A 21,060-nucleotide genomic window follows, 5' to 3' on the forward strand; every position below is an offset into this window, starting at 1 on the left:
AAAAGCAGTAACCCTTTTCGGGCGTTTAGCTCAGTTGGTAGAGCGTCTGCCTTACAAGCAGAATGTCGGCGGTTCGACTCCGTCAACGCCCACCAGGTTGGAGTGGTAGTTCAGTTGGTTAGAATACCGGCCTGTCACGCCGGGGGTCGCGGGTTCGAGTCCCGTCCACTCCGCCAATAATCAAAAAGCAGCCATCGGCTGCTTTTTTGCATTCAGATCATCCCCTCTCCAATAAAAAAACCGGCATTTCGCTGCATGCGAAATACCGGCTTGATCAGTTGTTTGCTTCAGGATTTACGAAACGCCAACCACAGTTGCAGCACGATCACACCGACAAAGAATACCGCCACCCAGAACGGCATTGCCTGCCCCAGGAAGGTCCAGTCAACCTTGGCACACTCGCCACTGCCTTTGAATACCTTGGACAGCACATCCCACATCGGCGAGGTTTCCATCAGGTAATCCAGGCCAGGCCCACAAGCAGGAACCATGTCCTCAGGCAGGCTTTGCAACCACAACTGACGTAAAGACACCGCGCCACCAGCCATCGCCGCCAGCACGCCCAATACACCCCAAACCCTGTAACCAGTACGCCCCGGGTTATGCAGGGCAGCCAGCAAGGCAATAATACCGACCGAGATCACCCCTACCCGCTGGAAAATGCACAAGGGGCATGGCTCCAGATGCAATACGTATTGCGAATAAAGGGCAAAAGCCATTGCGGCGGCGCAGCCGACTGCGACCAGAAAAAAACCCTGTCTGCGTGATAAACGAATACTCACAACTTCCCCTTGTCTTTGTATTGGGCTTGAAAATGGAACATCTAGGATTTTAGTCCTGATTCAAAGTTCCAGAAATTGTCTGATGGCATCTTTCTGTGCCAGCGCATCCTTATAACCGAGTGTAATCAGCGCGCGACAATAACCCGGTTCAAACAGCAAATAAGTGGCCAATGTCATGCCACGCTGCCTGGTTCCACCTGCACCTTTCATCAGAAAGCGCAGCACGGGTGGAAATTCATGGGCGTACTGGTAGGCAATACTCTCCAGTGACTGACTGGGACTGAGCATGAAAATATCCACCTGCTTGAGGCTGGTCTGAGCACATAATTCCTCATGCCCTTGCAGCAGGGATACTGTGTGATTCACCCGCAGCAGACGCTCCATATCCATGGACATGCTGTCAACAAACACACTATTGAGCAGATGACCGAAAATCTGCGCTGGCGAGGGTGCCACACCGGCAGCGCGACGCTCCACCGCCTGAGGCCGCTGACTGGTGAGGCCGACAATGAACAATTTGTCAGCACCCAGATGCAAGGCTGGTGACAAAGGAGTCATTTGCCGGATGGCACCATCGCAATAATGCAGTTTGCCAATCTGGGTTGAAGGAAAAATCAGTGGAATGGCCGAGGTCGCCATCAGGTGATCCAGGCCGATTTTTTCCCGCAACCCCATGCGCTGATGGCGATTCCACTCATCTATCTGCGGCTGTCCCTGAAAAAACGTCACCGACATTCCGGTGGTAAAACAGGATGCCGTCAGTGCCAAAGCCTGCAATGCCCCCTGCTGCAACGAATGCTCGATGCCATCAAATGGCATGGCCTTGCCCAGGAATTCACGTAAGGGCGAATTATCCAGAAAGCTTTTCGGGTTGTGCCAGCCATGGCCACCGGTTGCAATGGAAATGCCAAAGTGGAAAAAGGTTTTGATGAAATAAGAAAGGCTGGCATCGTAAACATCATGGATGTGGAGGTTCTTCCACATCTGCGCAAGGTAGTGCACGGCTTGCCGGTAATTGGCAGCACCGGAGGCCACCGCCACCGCATTGATTGCCCCTGCGGATGTGCCACAGATAATGGGGAAAGGATTCACATCCGGATCGGGCAACATGCGCGAAATGGCCAGCAGTACGCCGGCCTGATAGGCCGCTCTGGCACCGCCTCCCGACAGCACCAGGCCGATATTGCATTTCCCCGCCATCTTGCACCTCGCTACGGATGCTTTTTCATCTATTCAGGAATAGCTGCCCACCAGCCACTTTGGCAAGAACGGAAATGCCTGACAGAACGATGAAGGGTAGCCGGTTTGCTACCCTGCCCGCCTTGCAGCAAGGTAGCAAACGCTTGAGGACAGCTTAATCCTCGCCAGCCACCATCATGGACTCGATCAGCACCGAACCCATTACCTTGCCACCACGCGACAGGGTGTCCGTGCCCACGGCAACCATGCGGCTGAACATGTCGCGCAAATTGCCGGCGATGGTGATTTCTTCTACCGGATAGGCGATCACCCCATTCTCCACCCAGAAGCCAGCCGCTCCGCGCGAGTAGTCACCAGTGACGGTATTAATGCCATGACCCAACAGCTCGGTAACCAGCAAGCCGGTGCCCACCTGCTGCAACAACTCGGCAAAGCTTTCACCGGTGGTATGCACCAGCAGATTATGTGGCCCACCGGCATTGCCGGTTGATTGCATGCCCAGCTTGCGTGCGGAATAGCTGGCCAGCATGTAACCCTGCAACACACCCTGATCAATCAGGCGTCGCGCCGAGGTTTCCACCCCCTCGCTGTCAAACGCGCCACTGGACATGCCACGCAGTACGAACGGGTCTTCATCAATGATGATGTTGGGATGGAACACCTGCTGCCCCAAGGCATCCAGCAGGAAAGACGACTTGCGGTACAAGTTGCCACCACTGATGGCGGAAACCAGATGACCAATCAACGACGCCGCAACCGGCGCTTCAAACAGCACCGGGTACTGACCTGTCTTTACCCGGCGTGCCGACAAACGACGTACGGCTCGTTCGCCCGCGGTCCGGCCCACCTTGATCGGGTCATCCAGATCATCCGGATGACGAGCGGCCGAATACCAGTAATCCCGCTGCATGGAGCCGGCCTCCTCCGCCACCACCGCAGCAGAGATGCTGTGACGGCTACCCGGATAGCCCGCCATGAAACCATTGCTGTTGGCGTAGATGAAGTGACTGGCCTGCGCCGATACTGAAGCCCCTTCGGAATTGCTGATCCGCGCATCCACCCCGCGTGCGGCATCTTCGCAGTGGCGTGCCAGATCAATGGCCTGCTCGACAGACAGCTGCCACGGATGGAACAGATCCAGATCCGGAAAATCCGTTGCCAGCAATTGGCGATCCGCCAGGCCGGCACAAGCATCTTCTGCAGTAAACCTGGCAATATCCAGTGCAGCCTTCACAGTGTCCTGCAGGGCTTGATCTGAAAAATCAGAGGTACTGGCATGGCCCTTTTTCTGTCCCAGATAAACAGTGACCGAAACGCCTTTGTCCTGATTGTATTCAATGGTTTCCACTTCACCCAGGCGCACGCTTACCGTCTGGCCCAAGCCTTCCGACACATCGGTCTCGGCAGCCGTCGCCCCTTGCTGACGCGCCAGGTCCAGTACCCGACTGGCGATGTCCTGCAATACGTCCTTACTGAAACTGAAAGTGTTGTCTGCCAATGTTTTATCTACCATGATGAATGTTGCTTTGCCGATGACGCATTATTGCCGTGACAGCAACACGCCATGCGAGTTTGCGCGGGAATCGGCCCGCCTTTTCCGGTATCATACCAGCCTTGAAAACCGTAGAGACTGTTGAACGATGACTGATTACCAGAACGACAACCTGCCCGATGGCATGGTCAGCAAATCCCAGCGCAAACGCGACATGGATGCGCTGCAAGACCTGGGCAAGGAACTGGTCGAACTCTCCAAGGATACGCTGAAGAAAATGCAGCTGCCGGAGGATTTGCTCACTGCCATTCTGGACTACAAACGCTTTACCGCCCACGGCGCACTGCGCCGTCAGCTGCAATACATCGGCAAGCTGATGCGAGACATCGACCCGGAACCCATTCGTCAGTACCTGCTGGTCATCAAGGGCGAGTCTGCCGAACACATCGCCTGGCAGCATTTGCTGGAACGCTGGCGCGAGCGCCTGATGAGCGACGATAAAATGTCTGCCACCTTCATCAACGAATTCCCCGGCGTGGATGCACAGCAGCTGCGCACCCTGATTCGCAATGCACGCAAGGAACAGGCTGAAAGCAAGCCGCCAAAATCCTTCCGTCTGCTGTTCCAGCTGATCAAGCAAGCCATTCCGGAACCGGGCAAGTCGCGTCAACAATCTGCTGATGCTGCCGCCGATGATGTCGAGGGAGAAGAGGAATAATGCTGAAGATCGGACTGGTATCGGTTTCGGATCGCGCCAGTAGCGGCGTATATCAGGATCAGGGCATTCCGGCCTTGCAAGACTGGCTGGCCAGCGCCTTGAGCAACCCGTTTGCCACAGAGACCCGCCTGATTGCCGATGAACAGGCAGTCATCGAAGACACCCTGCGTCAACTGGTGGATGAGGAAGGCTGCCATCTGGTGCTGACCACCGGCGGTACTGGACCGGCTCCGCGAGATGTCACACCGGATGCCACCCTGGCAGTGGCAGATCGCGAAATGCCCGGCTTTGGTGAACAGATGCGCCAGATCAGCCTGCGCTTTGTGCCCACTGCCATTCTGTCCCGTCAGCTTGGCGTGATCCGCAAGAGTTCGCTGATCCTCAATTTGCCCGGCCAGCCCAAGGCCATCAAGGAAACACTGGAAGGCCTGAAGAACGAACAGGGCGAATCCATCGTCCCAGGCATCTTTGCCGCCGTTCCCTACTGCATAGACCTGCTTGGAGGACCGTATATCGAAACCCGTCCGGAGGTCATCAAGGCATTCCGGCCCAAATCGGCCCAGAAGCCTCCCAGCGCCTGATGCGCTACACCGCACCACCCTGGCTGCCAGAAGGACATAGCCAAACCATCTGGCCCGCCCTGATGATTCGTACACCACGCCCCCACTATCGGCGTGAACAGTGGCCCACCCCGGATGGCGGCAGCATTGTGCTGGATTTTGTCGACGGCAAGCCAGGCAGCCCGCTGGTGGTGCTGTTTCACGGACTGGAAGGCAGTAGCGACAGCCACTATGCCCGCGCCCTGATGCACGCACTGACCGGGCTGGGCTGGCACGGCGTGGTTCCGCACTTTCGTGGTTGCGGTGGCATCGATAACCCTTTGCCACGCGCTTACCACGCCGGTGATGCAGATGAAATCCGCTGGATTCTGCAAAAACTGGCCATCCGTCACCCTGTCATGGCTGTTGCCGCCGTTTCGCTGGGCGGCAGCATGCTGCTGAACTATCTGGCCTGCGAGGGTGAACAGGCCATCCCCCGTGCGGCGGCAGCCATTTCTGCCCCGCTGGATCTGGTGGCGGCCAGCACCCGGCTGGACCGAGGCCTGGGTCGATTGCTGTATACCCGCATGTTCATGAACACGCTCAAACCCAAGGCCCTGGCCACCTTGCAACGTCATCCCGGCCTGTTTGATGGCAAGAAACTGCGCAAGGCGCGCACCTTCATCGAGTTTGACGACCTGGTCACCGCCCCGCTGCACGGCTACGGTACCGCACTGAACTACTGGACCAGCGCCAGCAGCAAGTCACGCTTGCAGTTGATCAGCTGCCCTACCCTGATTCTCAATGCCAGGAATGACCCCTTCCTGCCGGCAAGCGCCCTGCCCGCCCGGCACGAAGCCAGCCCGGCGGTGCAATTGGAGTTCCCAGCAGACGGCGGCCATGTCGGCTTTGTCAGCGGGCGTTTTCCTGGCCACATCAACTGGCTGCCACAGCGCATTCTGGACTTCTTCAAACCCCATCTGCAGGTTTGAAACCAAAGCCTTGCCTGTTCACCAGCCGAGCGCGCATTGCCAAAGCCCGCACAGTTCTGCATGATGTCCGTTTTGGCTGAACGCATCATCACAGGCTTACAGAATGTCAGACATCCTCAATACCATTGTTGCCACCAAACATCAGGAAGTCTCTGCCGCCCTGCAGCAGCGCCCGCTAAGTGCGGTACGCGAGGCTGCCGAAGCACGCAGCACCGACAAGCGCGACTTTGTTGCCGCCATGCGTGCCAAGCATGTATTGGGCCAGCCGGCAGTCATTGCTGAAATCAAGAAAGCCAGCCCCAGCAAAGGCATCATCCGCGCCGACTTTGATCCGCCCGCCATTGCCAGGAGCTATGCCACCGCTGGTGCCGCCTGCTTGTCAGTACTGACCGACAAACAGTACTTCCAGGGGGATGCCGCCTATCTGGAAGCTGCCCGCGCCGCCTGCCATTTGCCGGTACTGCGCAAAGACTTCATGGTGGACGAATACCAGCTGTATGAAGCTCGCGCCATGGGTGCCGACTGCATCTTGTTGATTGCCGCCGCCCTGCCGCTGGCGCAGATGCGCGATTTTGAAGCCCTGTCCCGCGAACTGGGCATGGCCGTGCTGGTGGAGGTTCATAACGAGGATGAGCTGGAACAGGCCTTGCAACTGGAAACCGAGCTGATCGGGGTGAATAACCGGAATCTGCGCACCTTCGAAGTGAGCCTGACCACCACGCTGAAATTGCTGCCCGAAATCAGCAACGGGCGGATTGCTGTCACCGAAAGTGGCATCCTGACCCAGGACGATGTCCGACTGATGCGCAGCCATCAGGTGCATAGCTTCCTGGTTGGCGAAGCCTTCATGCGCCAGGATGACCCCGGTGCGGCCTTGTCCGACTTGTTTTTCCCCGCTTAAGCGTAAGCCCGCTCATAAACCGGTCTTCACCTGGACAGCAAAACGGCCACTATTACAGTGCGTTTTTGCTTTGGGCAACATCAATAATCCGCACCCAGGTAGAGATAACCGCTTAACTTGCCGTTACGGGCATTGCCTACCCCGAGAAAGAATGGCCCCAGAATGGTATCCGCAGCCAGGAACACCGACCCGGCAGGTATCCATGGGGTATTGCTGCCATTGAATGGATTGCCCCACACCCTTCCTACCTCGGCAGACATCCCGGCATACAAGCCGCTACCCAGGACCGAGGGCAAGGATGAAGCGCGCCAGTAAACCATCAGGCGGGATAGCGACACCTTCTCTCCCAGCAATTCGCCTGCCTGATAACCGGTCAGGTTCAGAAATCCACCCAGGGATTCCAAGCGGTAGTCATCCTGCTTGCGATTGACAATGCCCCGCATTTTGCCTGTCAGACGGAAGGTAATGTCACCAAAGGTTTTGACACCCTCCACCACTGCATCGTAATCGCGGCTGGCCGTGTAGCTGCCAAGTGCGGGCAAGGAAGAAGTAAAGACCGTACTCATGAAATAGCCGGAACGGGGCCACCGCGGATTATCAAACTGGTCGATGACAAAGCGGCTGCGGATACCGGCATAGCTGTGGTAGACGGTGGATGACAGCAAGGGAAACTGCCCCTGCGACAGATAACTTTCCACTCTGGAATCAAACAATCCCAGCCTCAGCTCACCGAAACGGCCAAGCACCGTGCCGATATCGGCATTGACCGACGCAACGTCATTACTGACTTCTGCATATTTGATGTGATTGTCATCATAAAAAGACAATGGCTGCACGTGATAGCTGAAGGAAGCCGCAGCAAACAAGGGGCTGTCATAAGACCAGGGCTGATACAGCTCGGTCTTGAACAGCTTGTCCTTGCCAATGGCCATTTCATTACGCCATGAACCTCCCGCAGCGTTCAGCCAGTTGCGCTGATGCGCGGCCAGGAAGGTGAAACTGGAATCACCGGGTGTAGAGCTATTGAGGCTGAGCCCGAAGTGAACAGCATTCGGCCCGATACTCTTCTCCAGCGGCATGACCGTCATCACATGGCGGCCATTCCTGTCATCAATGGCATAACTGAGCTGATCGTAGTCACCCGAGGCAAACACATTACGCAATTTCTGGCGAATATCATCCACAGCCTCTCCATCCTTGAAGTTGGCAATGCTGCTGGCCAGCCCCTCGGTATTGACAAAGTGGCTATCGGATTTCACCTGGACAACATCCACGCGCGGATGCTCCGGCAACTGCAAACGCTGACGCCAGGCCGCATAGCGCTCGGCACTGATGGCAAACTTGCTCAGCTGGGCTGCCTGTGCACTCGCCGCTTCGCCACCACGCTTGATGATGGCCTGGTTATCACCAAACGAAGCGGCACTGAAACCATCCAGGTCTGGACGAATCAGCACATCTCCCGGCTTGAGCAAAGCCATTTGCTCCTTGACGTTCCGGCTCACCATCAGATTGCTGGTTTGTGCCACCACATCGAACAGACTGTTGATCTGGTCCTTGGTAAGCGGCGGAGTGCCAACATCCACCACAATCAGATTCCGTGCGCATTGACGGGCATCCTGGATGGGAAGATTGCGCGCCAGCCCGCCATCCACCAGCAGACGACCATTTGTTTCCACCAGGTCAAACAGTCCTGGCACAGCCATGCTGGCCCGCAAGGCCTCCGCCAGCGGGCCTTTGTCAAAAACCACGGCCTCGCCATTGGCCAGATCGGTAGCAACCGCACGGAAGGGAATGGGTAATTGATCGAAGGAATCCAGCTGACGATCGCGCGTCAGCTTGCGGATGAACATTTCGATTTCCTGCGAGTTGATGGCGCTACGCGGCACGCGCAACTGCCCTCCTTGCAGACCAAAAGTGATATCCAGATAGTTTTTGTAGTCGTCGCGCTTCTTGTCATAAGGAATTTCAGTGCGCGGCAACCGACCGGACAGCATCTGATCCCAGTTGGCATTGTTGAAATCCGTGGCCATCTGATCCAAATCCAGCCCATTGGCATACATCCCGCCAATCAGGGCCCCAGCACTTGTGCCAGCGATGCAGCGAATGGGAACATGCAGGCGCTGCAACTCACGCAATACGCCAAGATGGGCAAAGCCACGCGCTCCGCCACCGCCAAGCACCACGCCCACGCCTTCATCCGGTGCCAGTTCAAAGGCCAGCGCGGGTGTGACATGCAGCATGCACAGAGCGGCAAGTATGATTCTGCTCAGAAAGCGGACAAATCTTTTCAGACAAACATGCATATTCGGTAAAAAAGGAAAAATTGCTATTTCACCCACGCATCCGGTGACGTAAGATATAGTGACATACATTCGATAAAACATAGAGCCCAACAAAGCTAAGGCACAATGTTCGATTTTAAATCTCTGGTCAGTTCCCTGCTCACAAAAAACTCTCTGGCAACAGGTATTGCGCAATCCGCTACCATGCTGGTGAGGGACCTGCCGCAGACAGAATACTTTACCGCCCTGGTTGAAATCATCAAGGCCATCTCCAAAATCAACGCGGACACCGACACCCCGTTGAAGGAGCGTATCAAGACCCTGGTTTATGTGGACGACAAGGCCCACAACATTCACCATCAGCTGTGCCAGGATTTCCTGGCCGCCACGCCGGGCAGCAAGAACTACCTGCCCACCATTCTTGCCTTCTGGCATGAACTGGCCAATGCCTACCAGATTTGCCTGCGCCTGTATCAGGCAGCCCCGAATACCGCGCTGGAAGCGGATATCCGCCTGATCACTGCACGCGGTCTGCATCACCAGATGCGCCTGATCGCGTGGAATTCACTGCGTTACCTGAAACCGGAAGGGTCGGTCTGGCAACAAGGCTTCCGCTTTTACATGCAGGCTGAAGAAGCCGGCGTTGCCCGCACGCCCTTGATGCTGTATCCGGACTCCAAGGTTGAGGTCAGCTGTGAACAGCTACTCCTGCAAGGCTGCATGCTGTATCTGGCGCAGACAGACAATATGCTGCACCGGGAAATCATCGCGGTAGACCAACTGATGATGCCGCTTAGCCAGGGTATTCATCTGGAAAAGCAGCCCCCCATCCAGGAGCCGGTTTTTGTCGTCAATCTGAGCATGCCGGAGCATCCGCAACCCATCCTGCGCGGCATGGCCGGCAAGTGGCTGCGTTACTGGTCCACCAACGACCTGACCAGCCGGCTTGCCGACCTGATGTTTGACCTGGACCGCTCGGTACCACCCGTCCTGCGTGCGCTGGATGCCAAGCTGGAACGGGAAGAATGGCTGGCCCTGTGTGAAAAGCTGGCCATCCGCTGGTCGGATGATGGTGGCAAATCCTTGCGCAAGTCCGAGCGCTCGCTGCACAGCTCGGCCGCACAAGTCACCATCGGCTTCGAACGCGCCGCCTTTGCCGTCAAGATTCAGGACATTGAAAACAATAGTGCCAACTCCATCCAGGAGTGGAAGGTCAACGATATCAGCAGCACCGGGATGGGCCTGACCTTTGTTGGCAAAAGTGTCGAACAACTCGCCATTGGTCGTATCGTGCTGGTCAAGACCGAGAGCCATCCCCTGTTGCTGGGTGCCATCCGCCGCATCTTGCGACAGCAGAATGGCACGCGGGTCGGGATTGAAATACTGGGGCAAAACCCGGTTGGTGTTTCCCTGAGTGAGCCCGGTGGTAATCGTGACCAGCCCACCACCGCCATCTATATTACCCAGCCGAATTCACGCAAGGGTCAACGCTGGTTCCTGATGCCCAAGCCACTGGCCGAACCGGGCCGGGAGCAGATTCTCACGGCACAGGGCAAGTCTTACCTGATTCGCCTGAAAACGCCGCAGCAAGAATTCGAAGACTGCAGCAACAGTGATTTTGACACCTTGTCAAAGGTTGACTGAACAACTCCATCCAAATCGCAAGCAGAAACAAAAAACGCCCGTCAAACGGGCGTTTTTCATGCTGGGGTACTTGTTTACAGCACTTCGATAATGCCTGCCGCACCCATGCCGGTACCGATACACATGGTAACCATGCCGTAGCCCTGCTGGCCGGCATTACGCATGCCATGCACCAGCGTTGCGGTACGGATGGCACCCGTAGCGCCCAAGGGGTGACCCAGGGCAATGGCACCACCATGCGGGTTGATCTTGCTGGTATCCAGCGCCAGATCACGCGTCACGGCCAATGCTTGCGCAGCAAAAGCTTCGTTCAGCTCAATCCATTTCAGATCATCCTGTGTGATACCAGCTTGCTGGCAGGCAGCCGGGATGGCTTCTTTCGGGCCGATACCCATGATTTCCGGCGGCACACCCTTCACCGCGAAGGTGACATAGCGTGCCAGCGGCACCAGGTTGAATTCCTTCAGTACGCGCTCGGACACCAGAATCACCGCGCCGGCACCGTCGGACATTTGCGAAGAGTTACCGGCGGTCACCGAGCCCTTGGCATCAAACACGGTTTTCAACTTGGCCAGGCCTTCCAGCGTGGTCTCGCGACGCGGACCTTCGTCGGTATCCAGCAGCCTGGTCTTACTGATGACTTCACCGGTTTCCAGATTCGGGGTGCGATAAGTCACCTCCAGCGGGGTGATTTCGCTCTTGAAGGCACCGGAATCAATGGCGGCGATGGCACGGCGATGCGACTCGACGGCAAAAGCGTCCTGGTCTTCACGCGACACACCCCACTGCTGGGCTACTTTTTCTGCCGTCAGGCCCATGCCGTAAGCGATGGCATAGTTCTCATCCTTGGCAAAAATTTCCGGGTTCAGCGATACCTTGTTACCCATCATCGGCACTAGCGACATGGACTCGGCACCCGCGGCAATCACCACGTCGGCCTCACCCAGGCGAATGCGGTCAGCCGCCATCTGTACTGCATTGATACCGGACGAGCAGTAACGGTTGATGGTGATACCACCAACGGTATTGGGCAGCCCCGCCAACAGCACGCCGATACGCGCCATGTTCAGGCCCTGCTCCGCCTCAGGAAAGGCGCAACCCACCACGCAGTCGGAAATCAGTTTCGGATCCAGCGTCGGCACCTGGGCCAGCGCGCCGGTAATCACATGCGCCAGCATGTCATCCGGACGCACATGACGCATCATGCCACGCGGTGCCTTGCCCACCGGGGTACGGGTGGCAGCGACGATATAAGCTTCCTGTACTTGCTTGACCATTTTTCAATCTCCTTGCAGCCGACGGCTCCGCCCCTCGCGGCCGTCGGTCTGATGCATTGTTCGTATTAGTTGCGCAGCGGTTTGCCGGTGGTGAGCATGTTGGCAATGCGATCCTGGGTTTTGGAATTTTGCAGCAGGGTCATGAAGGCCTTGCGTTCCAGATCCAGAATCCACTGCTCGTTCACCAGCGTACCGGCCTCAACATCACCACCGGTCATGACATCGGCGATTTGCGAAGCAATGAAGAAGTCATGCTGGGAGATGAAATTCCCTTCCAGCATATTGATCAGCGAGCCCTTGATGGAAGCGGCACCAGAGCGGCCAGCCACCGGGAAGCCCTTCACTTTCAGCGGCGGGCGATAGCCGGATTCAGCCATGGCCAGCGCTTGCTGCTTGGCGACATACAGCAGTTCGTAAGCATTGAATACCACCGGATCGCCCTTGCGGAAGAAGCCGATTTCCTGCGCTTCCTGACCGCTGGTGGCCACCTTGGCAGTGGCAATCGCCATGAAGTAATCCTTCAGTGCGGCCAACACATCACCCTTGGCTTCCTGTGCGGCACGCAGGGCGAATTCCTTGCAACCACCACCGCCCGGCAACAGGCCAACACCCACTTCCACCAGACCAACATAGGATTCCAATGCCGCAACGGTCTTGTCGCAGTGCATGGCGAATTCGCAACCACCACCGAACACATAGCCTTGAGTCGCGGCTACGGTGGGCACCTGGCTGTAACGCAGGCGCATGGAGGTTTCCTGGAAGCGGCGCACGGTAGCGTCAATGGCAGCCCAGTCGCCCGTCATGAAGGCAGGCAGCATGGACTGCAGATCGGCACCAACCGAGAACGGCTCTTCGGTCTGCCAGATCACCAGCCCCTTGAAGCGCTGCTCTGCTATATCCAGTGCGGTGTTCAAACCGGTGATGACATCCGGGCCAATGGCATGTGCCTTGGACTTGAACGACACCACCAGAATGTCATCGCCCGTGGTGAAGGCACGTACGCCATCGTTTTCGAATACGGTTTCGCCCAGCGGAGCAGCCGCTTCACCCAGCACACGCGCCGGAGCCAACTGGCGTTGGTATACGTCCAGCGTGGAGCGGCCTACCAGGTTCTGACCTGCCGCGTTGTAGGAGCCATCAGCAAAATGCACGCCGGCACGGTCGGCCTGCAATGCCCAGGCAGGCAATGCGGCACCGGACAAGGCCTTGCCTGCCTTGATGTCTTCATCAATCCACTGTGCTACCTGCTGCCAACCGGCAGCTTGCCAGGTTTCAAACGGACCAACCGACCAGCCAAAGCCCCAGCGAATGGCAAAATCCACATCACGGGCACAGTTGGCAATATCTGCCAGATGGTAAGAGATGTAATGGAATACATCGCGGAAGCAGGCCCACAGGAACTGTGCCTGCGGATGCTCACTTGCGCGCAGCTGACGGAATTTCTCCGCCGGGTCGGCAATTTTCAGAATGTCCTTGACCGCATCATCACCCTTTTGCCCGCCGCCAACGTATTCGCCGCTGGCCGCGTCGAACACGAACATTTTCTTGCCGTCTTTCTTGTAGATACCAACTTTGGTCTTGGCACCCAGCGCACCGGCTGCAATCAGCTTCTGCAGCCATTCCGGCGATTTGAACAAGCCATGCCACGGGTCACCCGGCAGGGTGTCGTCCATGGTTTTCACTACGTGGGCAAAGGTGTCCAGGCCTACAACGTCGGCAGTACGGAAGGTGGCAGACTTGGGTCGACCCAGGCGCGGGCCAGTCAGATCGTCGACAATATCAAAGCGGATGCCGAATTTTTCGGCATTGGCGATGGTTGCCAGCATGGAGAACACACCAATGCGGTTGGCAACAAAGTTGGGGGTATCCTTGGCACGTACCACACCCTTGCCCAGGGTGGTCACCAGGAAACGCTCCAGATTGTCCAGCATGCCCGCGTCCGACGTTACGCACGGGATGATCTCGACCAGGTGCATGTAACGCGGCGGGTTGAAAAAGTGCACGCCGCAGAAGCGCGGACGCACGGAATCGGGACAGCTCTCGGCCAGCTTGTTGATGGACAGGCCAGAGGTGTTGGTGGCGAAAATGGTGTGTTCGCCCAGATGCGGTGCCACCTTGTGATACAGGGCGGCTTTCCAGTCCATGCGCTCGGCAATGGCCTCGATCACCAGATCACAATCCTTGAGCAGGTGCAGGTGGTCTTCGTAGTTGGCCGGTTCTATGTAACCGACTGCGTCTTTATTGGACAGCGGGGACGGCTTGAGCTTTTTCAGGCCATCCAGTGCCTTGAGCACGATGCCATTCTTGTTGCCTTCTTTGGCTGGCAAATCAAACAGGATGGTCGGCACTTTGGCATTGACCAGATGAGCGGCAATCTGCGCACCCATCACGCCAGCACCCAGCACTGCCACCTTGCGTACATTGAACTTGGTTTGAGACATGGTTTCCTCGTTATGTTGAAACTCATCAATCATGGGGCAGGCCCCTCATGCCTGCCTTGCTTTCGGGCAGCAGCGACCAAGGCCGCCACTGCCCTGCCACGCCCCTAAACCGTTACTGTCTGTTTAGAAGCTGTAGTTGTACTGCAGACCAAGGAATTGCAGGTTGGTCTTGTAAGAGCCCTTGGTGGTTTCGCCGTTACCGGTACATGTGGTCGACGTTGTCGTGCAGCTGTCGGTATAGTTGACATTAGCATTCTTGAAGAACACATAAGAGTAGGCAAAATCAAGCGACGACTGCTTGCTCAGCTTGTAGTTGGCACCAAAGGACAACCAGTAGCGGTCGCTATCCGGCAAGGCCGGATGGGTTTCGTCTGCATTCTTGACCGGAGACTGGTCCCAGGCGACACCGGTACGCAGCAGCAGGTTGTCGCTGTAATGGTAATTGGCACCCAGGGACAGCTTGAAGGTATCGCGCCAGCCCTGTTTGATCACCAGGTCGCCTTCACCAGGCTGGCTGAACTTGATATCAATCTGGTCGAGGCGGGAATGGCGGGTCCAGGTCAGGTCGGCCATCAGGTCTACCTTGTCATTCAGCTTGTGGAAGCCATTGACCGAAATGGATTCCGGGGTATCCACAGTTACCGTGCCATCCGAATTTACGTGATGGAAGTTGTTTTGAATGATGGATGCAAAGGAACCTGCCGCGCTCAAATCCCAGTACGCCTGTCCATCAAGCTTTTGACGGATATTGGAACGATAGGCAACACCAAAACGGGTAGCATCATTCAGCTGGTACATGTAGCCAAGATTGAAACCGAAACCCCAGCCATCTGCACTCAAGGCAGCATGGCCATCACCGTTGTGAGGTACACCTGTCAGATCAACCGCCTTGGACAAGTATGCCTTCATGTATTGGGCAGAAACGCCAAAACCAAAGGCATGGTGGTCATCCAGCTTGTAGGACACCGAAGGATTGAAGTTCAGGGTTTCCAGCTTGATGCTTTCCAGCGAATAGCGGCCCGCCCAGGTTTCGCCATAGTTCAGTTCTGCACCAAACGGGACAAATACACCCAGACCAACCGTCCATTTATCATTAATTTGATGCGTTGCATAGAAAGATGGTGCAACTACATAGTCCGGCGCATAGCCACTGGCACTGCCACCGCCAGTCGAAGTTCCGGAATGTGTCTTGGAACCATTATCGGTATAGCTGGAATCCGGCACGACCAGGGTCAGGCCACCGGAGAAGTTGGTGCCAGTCAGACGCGACATGCCTGCCGGATTATAAAAAATGGTGGAAGCGTCGCTGGCTTCTGCGCTATTGGCAAATGCCGTGCCTTGCGCGGAAACGCTTTGCGAGCCGAAGTGGTAACCGGAAGCCAGTGCTGTGGAAGAGAACGCCCCGACGGCAACTCCCATGAGCATCACGGATTGGCTGAGGTGCTTCAGTTTCATGTGTCATCCCTCTCTTGCGAATATATCTGTATGTAGTCCTAGTCGCTTTTTATGTCCGTATTACTACGGATCAATTTGGATACTACCAGAGAATCTAAGCATGTCCACCAAAATAAGAGCGTTTGTTCCAAACGATCGTTTTACACAACAAACAAGCAACAAATACTCTTAAATTCAACCAACTTCCGCCAAGTTTCGCGATTTACCATCAACATCAATTGCCACAAAAGTGGCAATCACTTCCGTGACAAATACCAGCTCGCCATCCAGCCGCTCCGCCTCAACCGATATCTTCAGCGTGACTGACTTTTGCCCCACTCGCAGTCTTTCGACATACAGATTGACCACATCCCCCAGCAAGATGGGGTGGGTGAACTGGAATGCATTCACCGCCACCGTCGCCACCGGCCCCCGCGCCAGGCGCTCTGCATCCAGACTGCCTGCCATGTCGATCTGCCCCATCAGCCAGCCGGCCTGCACCCGCCCATAAGCATTGGTGGCAGTTGGCAGAGCCCGAACCCGCAAGGTTGGCAGGCGAGGTGTAGTGGAATCCATAAGGCGCTCCTGGTGATCGCTCAGTCAAATTGCCGCAACACGGCAACTTGACTGAACGGCCGGATGAAGAATCTCCCGGCAATCCATTCAGTGTAGAAAACAGGCTTAGAAAATGTGGCGCTTCAGCAGTGCCGCATCATGCTGCTCCAGAGCCATGTCGAAATCATCCACCATGATGACATCGCGCTTGAGCTTGCGTGCACGGGTGACCGCATCAAAATCAGCCTGGGTGATCAAGCCGCTTTGCAAGGCCTCTTCCAGTCGCTCACGCGCAGTAATGCGTGAGAACTTGCCATCACGCGCCAGCTTGCGCAGCTTCTGTTCGACTGGCTCCGTTGCCAGGATGGCATCCAGCGCATGGCGCAGCACACCGACGGCATCTTCTTCCGAAGGCGATACATACATGCCCCGGGTCAAGCGATCGCGCATGCCGCCCGGCTCCATCATGCGCGCGCCACCTTGGTGCCAATGCGATCCGAAGCAGGCTTGAGGGTGAGGCCCCACGGGAAGATGATTTTGCGCAGCACCCAGGCCAGACCACGGCTGGGCAGGTTGGCCAGAAAACCATCCATCGCCTGTTGCAGATCAAACAATGCGTTTTCCACCGCCCAGCGCAGCACGGCCAGGTCTTCCTTAGGTGCGCCATCGCGTTCAAAACGCTTGAGGCAAGCCGTGGCAATGTACAGATTGGACAACATGTCACCCAAACGGGCCGACAGCTTTTCGCGGAACTTCAGCGAGCCACCCAGGCTGAACATGGCCATGTCGGACAGCAAGGCAAAAGCACTGGAGAAACGGGTGATCTGCTTGTAGTAAAGCGCGGTTTCGCCACCACGTGGCGCACCGGCAAAGCGGGCGCCGGTCAGCCCCAGCCACAGCGAACGGAACACATTGCTGATGACGAAGTTGATGTGACCGGTGATGGCACGATCAAACTCGGCAGCATCATTGGCCATGGCGGCCTTCATCTCGCGCAATACAAACGGATGGCAGCGGATGGCACCCTGACCGTAGATGATCATCGAACGGGTGAGGATGTTGGCACCTTCCACCGTAATGCCGATCGGGATGGACTGATAGGCACGTGCCAGATAGTTGCGCGGGCCCAGCACCACGGCCTTGCCACCGTGAATATCCATCGCATCATTGATGGTTTTGCGCATGCGCTCGGTGTTGTGATACTTGAGCACGGCGGACAGCACCGATGGCTTCTCGCCCATATCCAGACCGGTCAGCGCCAGATCCTGCGAAGCTTCCATCTGGTAGGTGTAGCCGGCAATACGTGCCATGGCTTCGTCCACACCTTCGAACTTGCCGATGGGCAGGCCGAACTGGTCGCGAATACGGGCATAAGCACCAGTAGTGAAGGTGGTTACCTTGCCGCAGGCCACCGACATGGCCGGCAGGGAAATGCAGCGACCAACCGACAGACACTCCACCAGCATGCGCCAGCCCTGACCGGCGAATTCACGCCCGCCAATGATCCACTCCAGCGGAATGAACACATCCTTACCCCAAGTCGGGCCGTTCATGAACACAGCGCCACCCGGGAAATGACGGCGGCCGATGCAAACGCCTTCATGCTCGGTCGGCACCAGTGCGCAGGTAATGCCAATCTCTTCCTTGTCGCCCAGCAAGTGGTCCGGGTCGTACATCTTGAATGCCAGACCCAGAATGGTGGCGACCGGAGCGAGGGTAATCCAGCGCTTTTCCCAGCTGACGCGCAGGCCCAACACGTTTTCGTGCCGCTGGCCGCTGCGCGGGTCGGTATAGCTGCCACGGCAGACAATGCCATAGTCAGGAATGCTGCCCGCGTCCGAACCGGCATAAGGGCTGGTCAGGGCAAAGCACGGCACTTCCACGCCCTTGGCCAGGCGCGGCAGGTAATAGTCTTTTTGTGCTTCGGTACCATAGTGCTGCAGCAACTCACCCGGACCGAGCGAGTTGGGCACCATGACCGACACCGCAGCAGAACCGCCACGCGTCGCAATCTTGGTAACCACTTTGGCGTGGGCATAGTTGGAGAATTCCAGACCGCCGTACTTCTTCTTGACGATCATGCCCAGAAAACCGTTGTCCTTGATGAACTGCCACACTTCCGGGGGCAAGTCCTTCAGCTCGTGGGTGATCTTCCAGTCGTCGATCATCGCGCACAGCTGCTCGGTGGGGCCATCCAGAAAGGCCTGCTCTTCTGCGCTCAGCTTGGCATCCGGGAAGGCCAGCAGGCGCTGGTAATCCGGCTTGCCGGAGAACAAGTCCCTATCCCACCACACCGTACCCGCGTTGATCGCTTCCTGTTCGGTCTGCGACATCGCCGGGGTGATTTTCTTGAAGATACCGAATACCGGGCCGGTGAAAACGGCACGACGCAGCGGAACGATATTCAGCACAAGCGCCAAGAGTGCAAACACACCCCAGACAATGGTGGAAACCGGGCAGCCAAACGCAAATTGCAGGCTGGCAAGCCAGGCTGCCAGCCCCACAGTCCACGCCAGCACCGGCGCGCGATAGTACGCCATCACACCAAGCAGTGCGATGAGAAGAACAGCAGCAAACATTGTGATTTACCCTCGTGTTGACCCTGCTAACCCTTGACAGGCGAGACCAACCCGGCAACCACAAATGGCACAAGATACTTCACGATCATGTCTGGATCCCGCGCGGAAACAATCTGGCTGCGTGTGAAAATCTTCAGCACATCATTTCCGGCGAACGCGTTGAACATGACGCTGAATGCAAAGTGCATTCTCCAGGCCAGCTCCTCCACCCCAAGCTCTGGCAGCGCATGATGAAATGCGCGCGAGTAGCGTTGCACGAACACACTGTATTGCTGTGAGATGGTTTCACGCAGCAGCCGGTGGTTTTCCACCAGTGTGCGTGACAGAAGTCTGACAAACAGGGCCCCGCCCCTCGCAGGGTCCTTGGACAGCGCCAGACACGGCCGGATGAAGGTCGTGACCAAGCCTTCCACTGACAGCTTCTCTTCTCTTGCCTCCAGCTCGTCGAGTTCAGCCAGACAGGACGCAATCAAGGGCGCCAGCCTGCGCATGAACACGGCTTCAAACAGTGCATCCTTCGAGCCGAAGTGATAGTTCACCGCGGCCAGGTTGACTTCGGCCTGCTGAGTAATCATGCGAAGCGAGGTAGCCTCGAATCCGTGCTCCACGAACAGACGCTCGGAAACGTCAAGAATGCGTGTTGCCGTATCCGGGCGGCTGGCTTCCATGTTCTCTTGTGCCTTTTTTGTACTTGCAGGGTATTTAGTCTTGTCCATCTCAGCTTTCGAACAAGCGTTTCAAACTTACGTTTTAATTTGATCAGTGTCAAGAGCCCCCTCCTTGCAATATGGATGGATTTCCAGTACACCATCGCGAAAACGGCAGTCTAAAGTCTAGACTGCCGTTCGTTTGAATGAAACGCAGGTATCAATATTTAGTCAAGTCCACGCGCCAGGTCCTTTTTCAGGTCCTCGACATTTTCCAGGCCCACGGCCACCCGGATCAGGCCTTCCTCGATGCCGGCCTTCTGCCGCACTTCAGGGGCCACCCGCGCATGCGTGGTAGATGCCGGGTGGGTAATTGTACTCTTTACGTCGCCAAGATTGGCAGTCCGTGAAATCAGTTCCACACCATCAACCAGTCGCCACGCCCCGGCACGACCACCCTTCACCACAAACGACACCACCGCACCACCCGCATTTTGCTGACGCTGCGCCAGCTCATGCTGCGGATGGCTGGGCAGTCCCGGGTAATACACCCGTTCGATGGCAGGGTGCGCCTCCAGCCAGCGCGCCAATTCCAAGGCATTGGCGCTGTGTTTTTCCATACGCAGCGACAAGGTTTCCAGACCGGACAACAACACCCAGGCATTGAACGGGGCCAGGGTCGGGCCGGCAGCGCGCACATGCAGGTAAACCTGCTCAACCAGCACATCACTGCCCACGACCGCGCCGCCCATCACACGGCCATGACCATCCAGGTATTTGGTGGCGGAATGCATGACCAGATCAGCCCCCAGCTTCAGCGGCTGCTGCAAGGCCGGCGAACAAAAACTGTTATCCACCACCAGCAAGGCATTGTGTCGATGTGCAAGGTCGGCAATGGCCGCGATATCCGCAATCTCGGTCAGCGGATTGGAGGGCGTTTCCAGGAAAAACAGCTTGCTGTTGGGCTTGGCCGCAGCCTCCCATGCTGTCAGATCGCGTGCATCGACAAAGGTGGTTTCCACGCCGAATTTTGCCAGCAGCCCGGTAAACAGATTGGTGGTGGAACCGAACAGGCTTTGCGAGGAGACTATGTGATCACCTGCCTTGAGCAGGCTCATCATGATGGCCTGTATGGCCGCCATACCGGTAGCCGTGGCGATGGCGCGCTCACCACCTTCCATCAACGCCAGTCGCTGCTGGAAGGCCGTGACGGTGGGGTTGGTGAAGCGGGAATAGGTATAACCTTCGATTTCACCCATGAACATGGCAGCAGCCTGCTCTGCCGACTCGTAACAGAAGCTGGAAGTCAGATGCAGGGCCTGGCTGTGTTCGCGATATTCACTGCTTTCACGGCCGCCACGTATTGCCAGTGTTTCAGGATGATATTGTTGCGGATTATTTTCGACTGACATGATGATTCTCGAATCTTGTTGCCGGGAACAAGCCACCATGGCTTGCCACCGTCTTGTGCAGGCTATCTTGCCTGATCAGTACCCGTTATCTAAATGAAATTGCAGCATAACGATGTCAGCCATCGGCAGCATGCCCGCGCCACCATGAAAAAACCGGCCGAAGCC

Annotated in this window: 15 protein-coding genes, 2 tRNA genes and 1 pseudogene; 7 read left to right on the top strand and 11 right to left on the bottom strand. The window is 56.7% G+C overall.

Translation table 11 applies throughout. From position 1 onward, the window contains the following. The first annotated feature begins 19 nt into the window (after window positions 1-19). A tRNA-Val gene (locus AWT75_RS09555) sits at window positions 20-95 on the top strand. Between the two features lie 4 nt (window positions 96-99). Beyond that, window positions 100-176 (top strand) — tRNA-Asp (locus AWT75_RS09560). Window positions 177-287: 111 nt separating this feature from the next. On the opposite strand, the gene AWT75_RS09565 is transcribed toward AWT75_RS09560, so the two are convergent. The 3 genes from AWT75_RS09565 to pmbA all read right to left on the bottom strand — a co-directional run bounded on the left by AWT75_RS09565 (window position 288) and on the right by pmbA (window position 3,495). Beyond that, window positions 288-782: a disulfide bond formation protein B gene (locus tag AWT75_RS09565; protein ID WP_275575731.1), complete on the bottom strand. Its 495-nt coding sequence runs from the start codon at window positions 780-782 to the stop codon at window positions 288-290. A gap of 60 nt (window positions 783-842) precedes the next feature. Continuing rightward, window positions 843-1,982, bottom strand: a complete 1,140-nt coding sequence (locus AWT75_RS09570) for a patatin-like phospholipase family protein (RefSeq protein ID WP_062788998.1) — start codon at window positions 1,980-1,982, stop codon at window positions 843-845. A gap of 154 nt (window positions 1,983-2,136) precedes the next feature. Continuing rightward, window positions 2,137-3,495 carry a metalloprotease PmbA gene (gene pmbA / locus AWT75_RS09575; RefSeq protein WP_062788999.1) on the bottom strand — a complete coding sequence of 453 codons (1,359 nt, stop codon included), beginning with the start codon at window positions 3,493-3,495 and terminating at the stop codon, window positions 2,137-2,139. Between the two features lie 127 nt (window positions 3,496-3,622). Between pmbA and yjgA the strand changes: the two genes are divergently transcribed. The 4 genes from yjgA to trpC all read left to right on the top strand — a co-directional run bounded on the left by yjgA (window position 3,623) and on the right by trpC (window position 6,624). Continuing rightward, entirely contained in the window at window positions 3,623-4,192 is a 570-nt protein-coding gene (gene yjgA / locus AWT75_RS09580; RefSeq protein ID WP_062789000.1) for a ribosome biogenesis factor YjgA, read from the top strand. After that, a complete protein-coding gene (gene mog / locus AWT75_RS09585; protein ID WP_062789001.1) occupies window positions 4,192-4,773 on the top strand; it encodes a molybdopterin adenylyltransferase in 582 nt (193 codons plus the stop codon). Before yjgA ends, mog begins: the two co-directional genes overlap by 1 nt. Next, window positions 4,773-5,723: a YheT family hydrolase gene (locus tag AWT75_RS09590; RefSeq protein WP_045848061.1), complete on the top strand. Its 951-nt coding sequence runs from the start codon at window positions 4,773-4,775 to the stop codon at window positions 5,721-5,723. The genes mog and AWT75_RS09590 overlap by 1 nt, the downstream gene beginning before the upstream one ends. 103 nt (window positions 5,724-5,826) lie before the next feature. Continuing rightward, window positions 5,827-6,624 (top strand): indole-3-glycerol phosphate synthase TrpC, encoded by a 798-nt coding sequence (gene trpC, locus AWT75_RS09595; RefSeq protein WP_062789002.1) that lies wholly within the window; start codon window positions 5,827-5,829, stop codon window positions 6,622-6,624. An 80-nt stretch (window positions 6,625-6,704) separates the two neighbouring features. Here the strand turns inward: trpC and AWT75_RS09600 are convergent, their stop codons facing one another. After that, the gene (locus AWT75_RS09600; protein WP_062789003.1) at window positions 6,705-8,864 is read right to left on the bottom strand and encodes a patatin-like phospholipase family protein; all 2,160 of its coding nucleotides are present in this window, start codon (window positions 8,862-8,864) and stop codon (window positions 6,705-6,707) included. Window positions 8,865-9,110: 246 nt separating this feature from the next. Here AWT75_RS09600 and AWT75_RS09605 point away from each other — a divergent pair, with 246 nt between their 5' ends. Next, window positions 9,111-10,550 carry a PilZ domain-containing protein gene (locus AWT75_RS09605; protein WP_231588916.1) on the top strand — a complete coding sequence of 480 codons (1,440 nt, stop codon included), beginning with the start codon at window positions 9,111-9,113 and terminating at the stop codon, window positions 10,548-10,550. Window positions 10,551-10,624: 74 nt separating this feature from the next. On the opposite strand, the gene AWT75_RS09610 is transcribed toward AWT75_RS09605, so the two are convergent. From AWT75_RS09610 to AWT75_RS09640, 7 genes and pseudogenes are all read right to left on the bottom strand, one after another. After that, window positions 10,625-11,827 (bottom strand): acetyl-CoA C-acyltransferase, encoded by a 1,203-nt coding sequence (locus AWT75_RS09610; protein ID WP_062789004.1) that lies wholly within the window; start codon window positions 11,825-11,827, stop codon window positions 10,625-10,627. A gap of 65 nt (window positions 11,828-11,892) precedes the next feature. Beyond that, a complete protein-coding gene (locus AWT75_RS09615) occupies window positions 11,893-14,268 on the bottom strand; it encodes a 3-hydroxyacyl-CoA dehydrogenase/enoyl-CoA hydratase family protein (protein WP_062789041.1) in 2,376 nt (791 codons plus the stop codon). A 123-nt stretch (window positions 14,269-14,391) separates the two neighbouring features. Beyond that, window positions 14,392-15,723 carry an OmpP1/FadL family transporter gene (locus AWT75_RS09620; RefSeq protein WP_045848056.1) on the bottom strand — a complete coding sequence of 444 codons (1,332 nt, stop codon included), beginning with the start codon at window positions 15,721-15,723 and terminating at the stop codon, window positions 14,392-14,394. A gap of 174 nt (window positions 15,724-15,897) precedes the next feature. Continuing rightward, the gene (locus AWT75_RS09625; protein WP_062789005.1) at window positions 15,898-16,278 is read right to left on the bottom strand and encodes an acyl-CoA thioesterase; all 381 of its coding nucleotides are present in this window, start codon (window positions 16,276-16,278) and stop codon (window positions 15,898-15,900) included. Window positions 16,279-16,383: 105 nt separating this feature from the next. Continuing rightward, window positions 16,384-18,836 (bottom strand): annotated as a pseudogene (locus AWT75_RS09630) (acyl-CoA dehydrogenase). A gap of 26 nt (window positions 18,837-18,862) precedes the next feature. Continuing rightward, a complete protein-coding gene (locus AWT75_RS09635) occupies window positions 18,863-19,504 on the bottom strand; it encodes a TetR/AcrR family transcriptional regulator (RefSeq protein WP_045848053.1) in 642 nt (213 codons plus the stop codon). 206 nt (window positions 19,505-19,710) lie between these two features. Continuing rightward, the gene (locus tag AWT75_RS09640; protein WP_062789006.1) at window positions 19,711-20,895 is read right to left on the bottom strand and encodes an O-succinylhomoserine sulfhydrylase; all 1,185 of its coding nucleotides are present in this window, start codon (window positions 20,893-20,895) and stop codon (window positions 19,711-19,713) included. Between the last annotated feature and the right edge of the window lie 165 nt (window positions 20,896-21,060).

It is taken from the genome of Aquitalea pelogenes (genome assembly GCF_001515305.1).
Taxonomy (GTDB): Bacteria; Pseudomonadota; Gammaproteobacteria; order Burkholderiales; family Chromobacteriaceae; genus Aquitalea; species Aquitalea pelogenes.

Coding starts and splice junctions, on each gene's coding strand:
- AWT75_RS09620 (WP_045848056.1), bottom strand. CDS start 15,723: ATGAAACTGAAGCACCTCAGCCAATCCGTGATGCTCATGGGAGTTGCC.
- AWT75_RS09600 (WP_062789003.1), bottom strand. CDS start 8,864: ATGCTGCATGTCACACCCGCGCTGGCCTTTGAACTGGCACCGGATGAA.
- AWT75_RS09590 (WP_045848061.1), top strand. CDS start 4,773: ATGCGCTACACCGCACCACCCTGGCTGCCAGAAGGACATAGCCAAACC.
- AWT75_RS09610 (WP_062789004.1), bottom strand. CDS start 11,827: ATGGTCAAGCAAGTACAGGAAGCTTATATCGTCGCTGCCACCCGTACC.
- yjgA (WP_062789000.1), top strand. CDS start 3,623: ATGACTGATTACCAGAACGACAACCTGCCCGATGGCATGGTCAGCAAA.
- AWT75_RS09635 (WP_045848053.1), bottom strand. CDS start 19,504: ATGGAAGCCAGCCGCCCGGATACGGCAACACGCATTCTTGACGTTTCC.
- trpC (WP_062789002.1), top strand. CDS start 5,827: ATGTCAGACATCCTCAATACCATTGTTGCCACCAAACATCAGGAAGTC.
- AWT75_RS09640 (WP_062789006.1), bottom strand. CDS start 20,895: ATGTCAGTCGAAAATAATCCGCAACAATATCATCCTGAAACACTGGCA.
- AWT75_RS09615 (WP_062789041.1), bottom strand. CDS start 14,268: ATGTCTCAAACCAAGTTCAATGTACGCAAGGTGGCAGTGCTGGGTGCT.
- mog (WP_062789001.1), top strand. CDS start 4,192: ATGCTGAAGATCGGACTGGTATCGGTTTCGGATCGCGCCAGTAGCGGC.
- AWT75_RS09570 (WP_062788998.1), bottom strand. CDS start 1,982: ATGGCGGGGAAATGCAATATCGGCCTGGTGCTGTCGGGAGGCGGTGCC.
- AWT75_RS09605 (WP_231588916.1), top strand. CDS start 9,111: ATGCTGGTGAGGGACCTGCCGCAGACAGAATACTTTACCGCCCTGGTT.
- AWT75_RS09625 (WP_062789005.1), bottom strand. CDS start 16,278: ATGGATTCCACTACACCTCGCCTGCCAACCTTGCGGGTTCGGGCTCTG.
- pmbA (WP_062788999.1), bottom strand. CDS start 3,495: ATGGTAGATAAAACATTGGCAGACAACACTTTCAGTTTCAGTAAGGAC.